Annotated in this window: 10 protein-coding genes; 7 read left to right on the top strand and 3 right to left on the bottom strand. The window is 64.9% G+C overall.

What is annotated here, in order from left to right:
* The first annotated feature begins 475 nt into the window (after positions 1–475).
* Positions 476–2785 carry an FG-GAP-like repeat-containing protein gene (locus GA615_RS00195; RefSeq protein ID WP_152049250.1) on the top strand — a complete coding sequence of 770 codons (2310 nt, stop codon included), beginning with the start codon at positions 476–478 and terminating at the stop codon, positions 2783–2785.
* 120 nt (positions 2786–2905) lie between these two features.
* Here GA615_RS00195 and GA615_RS00200 read toward each other — a convergent pair whose 3' ends face one another.
* Together GA615_RS00200 and GA615_RS00205 are read right to left on the bottom strand one after the other, a co-directional pair.
* Positions 2906–4234: a DUF1501 domain-containing protein gene (locus tag GA615_RS00200; protein ID WP_152049251.1), complete on the bottom strand. Its 1329-nt coding sequence runs from the start codon at positions 4232–4234 to the stop codon at positions 2906–2908.
* 119 nt (positions 4235–4353) lie between these two features.
* Complete coding sequence (locus GA615_RS00205) at positions 4354–5010, bottom strand: hypothetical protein (RefSeq protein ID WP_152049252.1); 657 nt, start codon at positions 5008–5010, stop codon at positions 4354–4356.
* Between the two features lie 408 nt (positions 5011–5418).
* On the opposite strand from GA615_RS00205, the gene GA615_RS00210 reads away from it, so the two are divergent.
* From GA615_RS00210 to GA615_RS00235, 6 genes are all read left to right on the top strand, one after another.
* On the top strand, positions 5419–6165 hold the full coding sequence (locus tag GA615_RS00210) for a 3-keto-disaccharide hydrolase (RefSeq protein WP_235904951.1): 747 nt from the start codon (positions 5419–5421) through the stop codon (positions 6163–6165).
* Between the two features lie 320 nt (positions 6166–6485).
* On the top strand, positions 6486–7172 hold the full coding sequence (locus GA615_RS00215) for a TVP38/TMEM64 family protein (RefSeq protein WP_152049253.1): 687 nt from the start codon (positions 6486–6488) through the stop codon (positions 7170–7172).
* 41 nt (positions 7173–7213) lie between these two features.
* On the top strand, positions 7214–8527 hold the full coding sequence (locus GA615_RS00220) for a B12-binding domain-containing radical SAM protein (protein WP_152049254.1): 1314 nt from the start codon (positions 7214–7216) through the stop codon (positions 8525–8527).
* Complete coding sequence (locus GA615_RS00225) at positions 8524–9792, top strand: hypothetical protein (protein WP_152049255.1); 1269 nt, start codon at positions 8524–8526, stop codon at positions 9790–9792. The genes GA615_RS00220 and GA615_RS00225 overlap by 4 nt, the downstream gene beginning before the upstream one ends.
* Positions 9793–10533: 741 nt before the next feature.
* Positions 10534–11475, top strand: a complete 942-nt coding sequence (locus tag GA615_RS00230; protein WP_152049674.1) for a DUF1559 domain-containing protein — start codon at positions 10534–10536, stop codon at positions 11473–11475.
* 121 nt (positions 11476–11596) lie between these two features.
* A complete protein-coding gene (locus GA615_RS00235) occupies positions 11597–12013 on the top strand; it encodes a hypothetical protein (protein WP_152049256.1) in 417 nt (138 codons plus the stop codon).
* A 145-nt stretch (positions 12014–12158) separates the two neighbouring features.
* Here the strand turns inward: GA615_RS00235 and GA615_RS00240 are convergent, their stop codons facing one another.
* Entirely contained in the window at positions 12159–12437 is a 279-nt protein-coding gene (locus tag GA615_RS00240; RefSeq protein WP_161602076.1) for a type II toxin-antitoxin system TacA family antitoxin, read from the bottom strand.
* Between the last annotated feature and the right edge of the window lie 132 nt (positions 12438–12569).

The following is a 12569-nucleotide window of genomic DNA, read 5'->3' on the forward strand; positions in this document are numbered from 1 at the left end:
GACGGTGGGGAAAACGGACAGCGCACACATCCGGCCAGCGGAACGCCAGGCAATCGACCCAATTCTTGTGTACGGTTCGGCGTACCGGGCCGATCGGCGGAATCCGTTCCGGAGTGATGACCTGGGCGGCAAACCGGCATTGGTCGCGCCTTCGGTCATCTTTCATTGTAGTATGATGATTCCACCGGTGACAGTCCCCTGTTTCGGCGGTCTTCCCGAGGTCCGGTCGCCGGGTGAGGGTCCTCAGAGGGTTCGGGTGGAGAGGTGACCGGGGGGGTTGGGGGCTTTGCGTTGAGCGATTTGAAGCGAGGGGCTGATGGGATGATCGGATTCTGGCCATCGTGCCGAGAAGGTGAGCCGTTCGGAAGGAAATTATGACTTAAGGTTGAGAGAGAACGCGAAGGATCGCCGGGGACGGATCCATCAGGAGGGAGCAACCGTTTCACTTCGGATCGCACCGACGAGCGCGGCATCCATGAGCACGATCCGGCGGCGAAACCGGGCAACCCGGTTGGAGGTCTGTGCGCTCGAAGCGCGAAGGCTGATGAGCGTCGATCTCGATGGAGTGCATGCGCTCTTTCATGCGCATCTGAACTACGGTCGCCAGGTGGGTATGTCGCACTGGGGGCCGCTGGGAGTGAAACCGGAGGCGATGGTGGGCTGGGAGCCTCGACCGCCGTTGACTCCTGAAGCGGGGGCTCGGGCCGCGAACGTGGAGTGGGCGAGCCGGATCGACGAACTGCAGCGGCTGGGGCATGCGGGGCTTCACCACATCGACCCGATCACCGGAACGACGCCCACCGACCGGCACGAGGGGCACGTGATCGCCGGGACGGGCATGGCCGAGAACGTGTACGGAGGGAATCTCCCGGGTTCACTGAACCTGACGCCGCGAGGGCCGATCGAGGCGCTCGGGCCGTGGGTCGCCAGCCCCGGTCACTTCAACAACCTGAACACGATCTGGGACGGTTGGGATTCGCAAATGCTCAAGAACATCGACCGCTACGGGGTGGGGTCGAACTGGGAAGGCACGCCGGAGGATCGGCTCAGCGGGTCGTTTGTCTCGTTCTCGACGTATGGGAGCGTCTTCCCGAGTCCGCCGTTTGCAACCCGAGCCCTGACGGGGGTGGTCTTCGACGACCAGAACGGGAACGGCTGGCTCGACCTGGGAGAGGGGCGGTCGGTGACGATTCGGGCCACGGCGCTGGACACCGGAGCGGTGGTCGAGACGACCTCGACCAGCGGGGGCCTGTATCAGCTGTCGCTGGCGACCGACGCAAGCTATCGGGTGGAGGTGACGGTCCAGGGAATCACGTCGCCAATGGTCGCCGATGTGTCGATGAGCCAATGGAACCGGACGGCGAACGTGGTGATCGGGCGAGGGGTGTTCTTCGATTATGCCGAGGTGATCGTGCCGACCATCCCCCGAACCGGGCCGTCGGCCTTTCCCGAAGCGGTGAATGTGGTGGCCGGATCGCCGATCGTGGTTGAGCTGACCGATTCGGCGCTGCCGGGGCAAGGGGCTGGGGTGTTCGTGGTCGATGCGATGACCACCGAGGGAACCCCGGTCACCACAACGGACAGCGGCATCACGCTGACCCCCGTGGTGGGCACGACGACGGTGATTTATGTGATCGCCAACGAGGCAGGATTGCTCGACGCCTCGACGGTGACGATCACCGCGACAAGCCCCCCTCCCGGATTCCCGACGCCTCCGCCACCCCCCACGGAACCAACCGAGCCGACCACGAACGAACCGGCCGATTACGACGGCGACGGGATCACCGACCTGGCCCTGACGCACTTCGATACGAGCCTTGGCGCGATGGTCTTCGAGCTTCGGCTCTCGAACGGGGGGAACCCGCGGACGGAGCAGCGGAGGATCGACGGCGTGTCGCCGAACGTGATTCCGGTCGTCGGGGATTTCGACGGCGACGGGAAGACCGATCTGGCGGTGGTCGATCCGATGGCGGTGGTGGGAAGCGGATCGGTGCCGAACGCGACGGTCTGGATCGTCGTGGCGTCGCGATCGGGCCTGCGCCAGGAGATTCCGTTCGGGGCCGCGGGGGTGCTTGATCGACCGGCCCCGGCCGACTTCGACGGCGACGGGATCACGGATATCGCCACCTTCCGCGCCAGCAGCGACCTGACCCCCGGCGCGGCCGAGTGGTTCATCCTGCCTTCAGGGGCGGGAGGGGCGTTCCGGGTGGCCTTCGGCGCGGCGGGAGGGTCGGACCTGCCGGCCCCGTTCGACTTCGACGGCGACGGCCGGGCCGAGATTGCCACCTTCCGGCCGGTCAGTGACCTGGCCCCCGGCGCGGCGCAGTGGTTCATCTTGCCGTCGTCGGCGAATGACCTGCAATTCCGAGAGCGTCGGGGGGCGTATCCGGTGACGTTCGGGGCCTCGGGCAATGCCGATCAGCCGGTGGTGGCCGACTACAACGGCGACGGCCGGGCCGACATCGCCGCGTTTCGATCGGTCAGCGACCTGGCCCCCGGGGCGGCGCAGTGGTTCATTCTGCCTTCGGCCGAGCCGTTCCCGAACTTCGGCGGCGGCTATCCGCTGACGTTCGGGGTGGCCGGGGTGATCGCCGCCGTGGGGGACTACGACGGCGACAAACGGCCCGATCCGGCCGTCTTCGACCTCGTTTCGGGCCGGTGGACGATCCGACGCTCAACGGACGGGATGATTGAGGAGATCGCCTTCGGATCGACCGGCGCTCAGGTGGCGCCGGTGCTGGCGCCGCTCTATTTCCGGCTGCGGGCGACGCAGAACCTGGCGTGATCAAAGCGGGGCCGCGAGTGGCTCGGCGGGGTGGCTGGGGTCGAGCGCAGCGAGCCCCCAGCGCCGTCGGCCTGCGATTCTGGGGGCTCGCTGCGCTCGACCCCAGCCACCCCATTGGAATCAGATCAAGCGACGAATCGGCCTGGCCGTGCTGGGGAGGATGGGGATGGGGCGGCCGGCGAGGTCGTCGACGAAGGCGTGGGGGTCGATCCCCATCGCATGGTAGACGGTGGCGAGGACGTCTTGATAGTGGATTGGCGAGGCGACGGCGTAGGCGGCGTGCTTGTCGGTCGAGCCGATGACCTGGCCGACGTTCAGGCCGCCGCCTGCGATGAGGGCGTTGGAGACGGGGGCCCAGTGGTCGCGGCCGGCGTCCTTGTTGATCTTCGGGGTGCGGCCGAACTCGCCCCAGACGACGACGGTGACGTCCTTGTCGAGCCCTCGGGCGTAGATGTCGTCGACGAGGGCGGAGATGCCGCGGTCGAACAGGGGCAAGTGGTTGCGGAGGTGGTTGAAGTTGTTGCCGTGGGTGTCCCAGAAGCCGTAGGCGACGGTGACGACGCGGGCGCCGGACTCGACCAGGCGACGGGCCATCAGGAGCTGATCGTTCCACATCGGGGCGCCGTCGCCGAGGTGCTTCGACGAGCCGATGCCGTAGCGGTCGCGAACCTTCGGGTCTTCCTTGGTGACGTCGAGGGCTCGGGCGACGGTGTCGGAGGTCAGGACGTTGAAGGCCCGCTGATAGAAGGCGTCGAGGCCGGCGACGGGCTGGCTATCGACCTCGCGTCGCCAGTCGTCGAAGCGGTCGAGCAAAGCGCGGCGGCGGTCGAAGCGATCGGGCTCGACGGTGGTCTGGGTCATCAGCTTGGCGTCGCCGTCGCCGAGGCGGGCACCGGCGTAGGCCAGGCCGAGGTGGCCGGGGCCTCCGCTGTTGTACGGGCGGTGCTGCATGGTCGGGAAGAGGTCGACGAACGGCGGCACGACGGGATCGACCACCCCCTGGACGCGGGAGACGATGGAGCCGAAGTGCGGCTTGCCCTCGCGCTGGGCCTGGCTCATGGGGTAGCCGGTGAGGTTCTGCCAGCTCGTGTGCTCGTCTCGGAGGCCGACGATGGAGCGGATGACGGCGAGCTTATCGGCCGATCGGGAGAGCATCGGCAGGAGTTCGCCGAACTGGACGCCGGGGAGGGCGGTGTCGATCGGGTTGAACTCGCCTCGGATCTCGGCGGGGGCGTCGGGCTTGAGGTCGAACGTGTCCTGGTGGGAGATGCCGCCGGAGAGGTAGACCATGATGACCGCCTTGTGCGATCGGCCGATCCCCGCGGCCTGTTCGGCGCGCAAGAGGCCGGGGAGGCTCAGCCCTCCCATCGCCAGGCCGCCGAGCTTCAGGAACGATCGGCGCGACTGGCCGTCGCAGTAGCGATACGAAGGGCCTCCAAGCGTCATCATCGCCGATCGCCTCCCGAGTCAGTCTGAACGGATCATTCCACCGATGTTCGAAGAGTATCAAACAGAAGGGGGTGAGCGATAGATGGATGTGGTGATCGGAGCGGGTTGCGCGCTCCAGTTCAACGCGAGCCGAAGTAGAAGCCGATCCAGGCGGCGGCCAGGTGCTCGGGGCCGTTCGAGCCGAGCCGGGGGATGACCACGCGGAGGTCGTCGGGCAGGAAGGGGGAGGCCTGATCCCAGGTCAAGACGACCAGGACGGCAGCGGCACCGAGCGCGATGAAGGCCTTGAGATCCTCGACCAGTCGCATGGCGTCGGGATTCTTGGAGAAAGCGTCGCCGGGCATCAGGGCCTTGAACAGGGCTCCGAGCAGGAACCCACCGATGAGCAGGAGGGTGACGGCGGCCGGGCTGGTGTCGATCGGGCCGAGCCGGTTCTCGCCGTAGAGGAAAACGGCCACTCCCACAAAGGCGCCGACGAGGAGCAATCGGACGGTCCCCTTCGGCAGGTAAAGCGGCGGCGGGACAGCGGTGTCGGCCTCGGTGTGGGCCTCGGAGCGGGGGCGGCTCCGGGAGGCGAAGTAGTGGCCGAGGATGATGAACATCAGATCGCGGAGGTAGGCCGGCACCTCGCGATCGGGGTGCAGGACGAGCGATCCGCAGACCGTCGCCGCGATTGCCAGGGCGAGCAAGGCCCGGACACTGCCCGGAGGCAGGCCGAAGGCGTTGCGCTTCTTCCATTCGGGGGGACTCGGAGGCTTCTCGTAACGATTTGCCATGGGTTCAATGGCTCTTGGGTGAGACGGATGGGTGTGTTTTCGAAGGCTCGACGGCACCCTGCGAGACTTTCCACTCAATCAGGGTGGGTATTCCCTGGGTGGCCCCGGTTGCTCGCCAACCGGGGTCGCGGAGCGACGAGCGGATTCGGAGCGGCCTCCCACCACCTCTTGCGGCTGCGCCGCCCCGGTTGGCGAGCAACCGGGGCCACCCAGGGCAAGGGCAACGCATCAGTTGAGGGTCGAAGCGTTCCTACGGGAAAGGCGAAACGCTGGGGCGTTGCGTCGTGAGGGCTGCGTCCGCCATCCTATCAGGGAGTTCGTCGGATCTGGTCCTGGATTCTTCGCCTCGGCCGGATGGCCTTCGATTCGTTGCTCACATTCGCATGTCCAAAGAAGGGGGAAGCTCCCATGATCGCGATGCCCCGTTCCGGTTCCGCGCCCAGGTTCGAGGCCCGAGCCGGGTCCATCGCCCTTGGGGCCTGGCTGATGATGACGATGATCGTGGTGCCATCGGTTCTCGCCGCAGACGCCGAGGAGGCCCCGGCGACCATCGTCCTGTTCGACGGCGAGACGCTCGACGGCTGGAAGGCGGCCGACTTCTACAAGCCGGGCGAGGTGTCGGTGAAGGACGGCGCGATCATCATGGCCGCCAGCGCCGTCTCGGGGGGGATGACGGGGGTTACCACCACCCGAGAGGACCTGCCGACGACCAACTACGAGTTCTCGTACCGCGCCAAGCGCTTGTCCGGCCGCGACTTCTTCGCCGCCGCGACCTTCCCGGTGGGCGAGACGTTCCTGACGCTCGTCAACGGCGGTTGGGGGGGGAGCGTAACCGGCCTGTCGAGCATCGACGGGGCGGATGCCTCGGAGAACCTCACCGGAACGTATCAGAAATATGCCGACGATACCTGGTACAGCTTCCGCATCCGTGTGACCGACGCCGCCATCGAATGCTGGATCGATGACGAGAAGCTGATCACCTTCACCGACCCCGGCGATCACCACCTCGACACCCGGCTCGAAACGCGGATGAACCACCCGCTCGGCTTCGCCACCTGGCAGACCGGAGGGGCGGTGAAGGACATCACGGTGCGCCCGCTCTCGGCTGAGGAGGTCGCGGCCGTCAAGGACAAGGATCAGGGCGACGACCGCTGAGCCTTCAGGTCGATCAACGGAGATGGGGGAGGGGGATTGCGCGCAGTGACGCGGAGTCGCAGAGGAGAGAGAGGAGAGCGTGGGACGGAGACTCCTCTCTCTTCCTTCTCTGTCTCTCTCCTCTCTGCGACTGCGCGTCACTGCGCGCAATCCCCCTCCCCGTCGCCAGCATCCCCTGGCGCCTCCTTGAGCCGTTCGATCGACAGCACGGTTCTCGACAAACATGGTAGACTTGACGGAGGTTGCCAGGTTTGCCACCCGGCGATGGCCGCGATGCGCCGAGGCGCCGCACCCCCGAACGGCTCGGAGGGATCCTCCCGATGAACTTCCGCCGCAAATTGATCCTGCTGGTCGTGGTGATTGTGGCCGTCTTGCTCACGCCGTATTTCCTCTGGCACGAGCAGATGGACGCCTATTTCGAGTCGGAGGGCTACCAGGCGTGGCTGATCTCGGTCAAGCCGTTCGCCTGGCTGATCGGGCTGTCGTTGATCGTGGGCGACCTGGTCTTGCCGATCCCGACCCCGCCGATCATGGCGACCTTGGGGACGCTCTACGGAACCTTGCTCGGCGGCATGATCGCCTCGACCGGGTCGGTTCTGGCGGGCTTGACCGCCTATGGCCTGGCCCGGATCTTCGGCGATCGGGGGACCCGGTTGCTCGCGAGCGAGGAGGAGATGATCCGCTTCCGAGGATTCTTTGACTCGTGGGGGGCGGCCGGGATCATCGCCTCGCGGGCCTTGCCGATCTTGCCGGAGGTGCTGACCCTGCTCGCCGGAGTGGCCGGGATGCACTTCGGCCGGTTCCTGGTCGCGCTGGTCATTGGCTCGGTGCCCGTCGGGATGCTCATGGCCGGGGCCGGGGCGTGGGCGGGAAGCTCGTCGACCTTGCTGGTGGTCTTGACCCTGATTCCGGCGAGCTTGTGGATCGGGTATCTGCTCGTGATGGGAGGTCGCGCCGAACCCGTCGCCGCGAGCGAGGCCGAGCCAATCGCCGAGCCGACCCAGTAACGGAGGTCTGCGAGGCGAGGCATCCACCGGAGGGAATTCGCGTGCCTCATGTCGCCTTCGTGCCGTTCACCGGGTTTCGCGTCCGGGATGAGGAGATGCGGGACCTGGGGATGGCGATGCCCGGCCTGCAAGAGCGGGCCGGGGCGATCGGCCAGTTGCCGGCGCTGGGGGTGTTGACCCTGGCGGGGATGATGCCGGCGTCGTGGTCGGCCAGCCTGCATGAGTCGGGAACCTTGGACCTGGAGGACCTGGCCGAGCGGGTGCTCGAAGGGCGGCCCGATCTGGTGGCCGTCTCGGCGCTGACGGCGTCGGTGGAGGAGGCGTATCGGTTCAGCGCCCTGGTCCGACGGGCAGGGGTGCCGGTGGTGCTGGGCGGTCTGCACGCGGCGGCCTGCCCGGAGGAGGCAAGTCGATCCGTCGATGCCGTGGTGGTGGGGGATGGGGAATCGTCGTGGCCGGTGGTGTTGCAGGATGCCGAGCGGCGGGCCTTGAAGCCGATCTATCGGGCGGAACGGCCCTTTGATTTGAGGCAGGCGCCGATGCCGAGGTTCGACCTGCTCGGCAAAGGGAATCGGCCTCGGTTCACGGTCCAGACGCAGCGCGGGTGTCCGTTGGCGTGTGATTTCTGCGGGGCGAGCCGATTGCTCGGCCCGTGGCGAGAGAAGCCGGCCGCGAAGGTGGCGGAGGAGCTGGCGGCGATCCGGGCGATCGAGCCGCGCCCGGTGGTCGAGCTGGCCGACGACAACACGTTCGCCGGGCGTCGGGAGACAGGGCCGTTGCTGGAGGCGTTGGCCGGGTCGCGCGTGCGGTATTTCACCGAGGTCGATTGGCGGGTGGGAGAGCGGCCGGAGATTCTGGAACGCCTGGCCGCGTCGGGATGCGTTCAGGTGCTCATTGGTCTGGAATCGTTGGAGATTCGCCACGCGGGGATGGGGCCGAAGGCGGCCCCGATGGCTCGGATGATGGAGGCGGTCGCGGCGATCCAGGAGGCGGGGGTGGCGGTCATCGGCTGCTTCGTGGTCGGGGCTGAAGGAGAGACGGAAGGGTCGCTCGACCGGCTCGGCGCGTTCCTGGAATCGGCCCCGCTGGCCGATGCGCAGCTCACGCTTCAGACGCCGTTTCCGGGGACGGCGTTGTACGATCGGCTCCGCAAGGAGGGGCGACTGCTGGCCGAGCGCGGCTGGTCGTCGTATACCCTGTTCGACGTGACGTATCAGCCGGATACGATGAGTGTCGCGGCGCTGGAAGCGGGGTTCCGGGGGCTGGTCCGTCGTGTCTTTTCGGCCGAACCGGCGAAGCGGAGGCGGGCGATTCGGCGAGCGGTCTGGGCCAGGCATCCGGGGATAGCACCATGAGCATCACAGCGGTCTTTGCGTATTTGATGGGCGATCGGCGGGCGATCCTGGCGATTGCGTCGGACCGGAAGGCGCTGGTGGTGGGGGCGTTGCTGGTGCTCTCGGCGGCATTGGCGAGGAATTATGATCGGGTTTGGTTGATCCACGAACCCTGGCGATTGCTCGGGCCGTTCGTGGCCTCGCTGGCGATCAGCGTCCCGTTGTTCTTGACGATTTATGGTTTCGCTCGCCTGAAGGGGATGAAGCCGGTGGGGATGGCTCGGGCGTATGGCTCGTTCCTCGCGCTTTACTGGATGACCGCGCCCCTGGCCTGGCTGTACGGGATTCCGTACGAGCGATTCCTCCGGCCTCTGGACGCCGTGAGCGCGAACCTCTGGACGTTGGCGTTGGTGTCGGTCTGGCGGGTGGCGTTGATGGTCGAGGTCGTTTCGGTGATCTTCGGGATGAAGGTGCGGGTGGCGATCCCCCTGGTGATGCTGGTGGCCGACGCGGCGGCGTTGACGGCGCTCTGGTTCATCCCCTTGCCGGTCGTCGGCATGATGGGAGGGGTGAGCCCCGAGCAGTCGGCCGTGGCGATGACGGCCTTGCTGGTCAGGGCGTGGGGAATCCTGAGCCTGCCGGTCTGGATCATCCTGGTCATCTGGTTCGCGAGCAACTCGGAGGATATCCCCAAGTGGCAGGTGCCCGCGGAACCCGAGCCCCGCTCTGCCGGTCGAGGGGCGATCGTCTTCACTGGGCTGGCCCTGCTCGCCTGGGCGGCCTTGCTTCCGATCACGCAGCCGGAGCAACTGCGGGCGCACCGGGTCGACCGGGCCTATGACGAGGGCGGCCCGACGGCGGCCCTGGCGTTGATGTCGGACCACGATCGGGGCGATTTTCCCCCCGCCTGGACCGCTCCTCCGCATCGTTTTCCCGGCGAGCCGACGACCGACGAGGTACTCGACATGCTGGAGGCCCTCGCCGAGCAGCCTCATGCCGACTGGGTCGAGGATGTGTATGCCGATCGGTTCATGGATCGAGTCCGCTATGACTGGTTCGAGTGGCCCCCGGAACTGCTGGATCAGCATGCCGAGCGGCTCGCCGCCATCCTGCCCCGCCTGCGACGCGGTCCCGAGATGATTCGGGAACTGGATCGAGTGGCCCGGGAATGGGGGAACCAATCGATCGAGCGACGGTTGGAGGACGAAACCCTGTCGGAATCGAAGCAGGAGGCCCTTCAGACCCTGCATCGCCTCTCCCGCTCCGAAGACGAATCGAATCCCTAGCCCTGGAGGGTCCGCTGTGCAGATCGCTGCCGCCGGGAGAGGTCCGCGCACCGGAGACTACGGGGCTCAACCCATGAGATGGAAAAAAAGGCAATTCGATGTTCTTGAAAATTTTCTTGACTCCCCCCCCCCCGATATTCTAGAAAAGCTGAATCGTACAGAAGTCCATGTTTAAACCAGATGGATTGAGAGAATGAGAATAAAGACGTGCTGGGATGTCCTGGTTCGACAGTGTCCTCTCAATCTCTTGATGTTCGTCGTGTGTTCAGGATGTGGCCAGTCACGGGAAGAGTGGCCCCGGATCACAGAAACTCCCAACGAATATGAAGTGCGCATTGTTGAACCAGGCGAGGGAGCGGTTGTCACCATTGGGCAACCGATCGAGGTCAGGGTCGAGGTCGCAAATCTGACCGGTGATGGGGCCCCAACGAGTTTGAGCGTTTCCATTCGGCATCGTGGGATGAGCTACGATGCGGCCGGCTTTCCGCTTTCGAGCGAGCCGCGGGACTCGGAGAACGCTCCGTTCGTGTTTCTTGGCTCGCTCAAGTTGCCTGGTAGTGCTCCTGAAGGGAAATACATCATCCAGGCACAGGCCGTTTCGACGTGGGTTGAGGAATCCACGGGAACGGACGAACCTCCGGCTTTGGAGTCTCGCAGTTTCAAAGCCCCGGAGATTGAAGTTGTGGCGAAGTAGACGCGGTGGCGGCGATTGTGGCGAGCGTGCCGCTTGGAGGCTTTCAGATGGCTAGGGTGATTCGTCGAAAAAAAGGGGTGACGCTGATTGAGATTCTGGTCGTGATCGCCGTGATCGCCCTTCTTGCCGGGCTCTTAATCCCCGCCGTCTCGGCGGCCCGCTCAGCGTTTCGCCGTGCGGAGTGCGCGAACAACCTGCGTCAGATCGGGCTTGCCTTGCATGCGTACGAAGCCGTCTCTGGAATGTTCCCCACAGCATCGAGCGGTCCCCCAAGTGTTCGATCGTTTCTGGTGGCGATCCTCCCCCAACTGGAACAATCGCCACTTTATGACACAATTAACTTTCAATTTGATCTTGCTAAGCACGGAGGACCCAATCATACGGTTCAGTCGATAAAACTCGATGTTTTAACGTGCCCATCCGACGATTCTATCCTGACCGGCTGGCCCTCCGCGACGAACTATGCGGGCAATCAGGGGAGCGGTGTCCAGAAATATGGCGAGAACGGCGTCTTTCGAGGACTTCAGGCGGTGCGGATTCGCGACATCAGCGATGGAACGAGTCATACAGTCGCGGTTTCGGAATGGTTGATCGGGCCGCAATCTCCCGAGATCCGCGACCCTCTCCGCTCAGTTTTTCAAACACCAACCAGGCTCATCGAGCCGGATCAACTCGATCGCTTCACGGAGTCCTGTCGGGCTGTGAATCCCATCGAAACGCCGGTGACCATTCATCCCAAGGGGAGCAACTGGTTCTTCGGCCAGTTGGGATATTGCCTCTACAATCATGTCCTGACGCCCGGAGAGAAGAGTTGCCTGAACGGTACCGCGTATCAGCAGGGGGCCTGGACCTCGGGAAGTTTCCACGGGGCCGGTGTGAATCTCCTCTTTGCGGACGGGCGAGTCCAATTCCTGCGAAGCAACGTCGACCTGGAGGTCTGGCGTGCGTTGGCGAGCCGAAATGGGCGTGAGGCCGTCAGCGTTCCTTGAAGTGAATGAACGCCCGCGTCCTCAACGAAGTGCCGGTTGGGCGAGAGATGCCACTCCTGCTTGGCTCACTTCGGCGAGGCTAATTCTAGGGGATATCATGATGACTGTAAGACGATTTTATTTGTTCCCGATCGTCGCCACGGCCTTCGTCGGGTTGCTCGCTCAACCGCTCTATGTGGTGGCGGCCACGGTTTCCATCACCACTTTCAGTGCCGACGGCTCAACGGTGCCTCCGGGCACGAAGTTGCATGTTGCTGGCAACACCTCGTGGTTGACCTCGAGCGTCGATACGGTCCAGGTCCGAGTTCGACACTCGAATTCCGGCGATATCACCGACTCGATGGGCTTGCTTGTTACGAAATTACCGGCTCCTGCCAGGTTTGGAACGTGGGATTCCTTGGACTCTGGTCCCTACGCCAAGACGGCAACCGGGCATACTTCTGGCGATACTTACTTCGTCGAGGTAGAAGCATATAATGCTGCGGTGGGTCCGTTCAATCCCTCCGTGGAGGATTCGGTTGATTTTGTCATCAATTAAGGGATCGAAGCAGATGTTCTGAGGATGACTGGGTGGGGTTGTCGGATTCCACCCAGTCCCGTAGAGTCCGTGGTGCAGATCTCCGACCAGACCGCTCCGGCCAGGGGAGGTGTGAATAGCGGACTCTACAGGGTTCCTGACGCGCTCACTCGATGATGTGTCGAGAACGCTCCGCGGCCCAACGCATCGCTGCGTTGGGTTCGGGGTCGGTCTGGTCGAGGAATGCAAGGAATCGATCACGCTCCTCGATCGAGAGGATCGTGACATCCCGTTCGTGAAGGACTTCAACGGCTTTCGGGATCGCCAGGCTCAGGATGAAGCTGCTGACCGGCTGGCCGAGCCACTCGGCCGCCTGTTCGATGAGCCGCTTCTGTTCGGCCGGGAGCCGCAGGTCAATGCGGTCGTCCTGGGGAATGGTGCTCATGATCGAGGCCCCTTGAGAGGTTCCCGCACGGACAATCACCATACAGGACCAGTGTTCGGCCCGCAGCGAGACGGGTCAAAGTGACGATCGAAGCGGCCGGGTGAGGGAGGCCACGCCGAGACGAATCGGCGT

The organism is Tautonia marina, assembly GCF_009177065.1.
In the GTDB taxonomy this organism is placed as follows: domain Bacteria; phylum Planctomycetota; class Planctomycetia; order Isosphaerales; family Isosphaeraceae; genus Tautonia; species Tautonia marina.

Excerpts from the sequence above, each read along its gene's own strand:
- GA615_RS00195 (WP_152049250.1), top strand. The coding sequence starts at position 476 with ATGAGCACGATCCGGCGGCGAAACCGGGCAACCCGGTTGGAGGTCTGT.
- GA615_RS00200 (WP_152049251.1), bottom strand. The coding sequence starts at position 4,234 with ATGATGACGCTTGGAGGCCCTTCGTATCGCTACTGCGACGGCCAGTCG.
- GA615_RS00205 (WP_152049252.1), bottom strand. The coding sequence starts at position 5,010 with ATGGCAAATCGTTACGAGAAGCCTCCGAGTCCCCCCGAATGGAAGAAG.
- GA615_RS00210 (WP_235904951.1), top strand. The coding sequence starts at position 5,419 with ATGATCGCGATGCCCCGTTCCGGTTCCGCGCCCAGGTTCGAGGCCCGA.
- GA615_RS00215 (WP_152049253.1), top strand. The coding sequence starts at position 6,486 with ATGAACTTCCGCCGCAAATTGATCCTGCTGGTCGTGGTGATTGTGGCC.
- GA615_RS00225 (WP_152049255.1), top strand. The coding sequence starts at position 8,524 with ATGAGCATCACAGCGGTCTTTGCGTATTTGATGGGCGATCGGCGGGCG.
- GA615_RS00230 (WP_152049674.1), top strand. The coding sequence starts at position 10,534 with ATGGCTAGGGTGATTCGTCGAAAAAAAGGGGTGACGCTGATTGAGATT.
- GA615_RS00240 (WP_161602076.1), bottom strand. The coding sequence starts at position 12,437 with ATGAGCACCATTCCCCAGGACGACCGCATTGACCTGCGGCTCCCGGCC.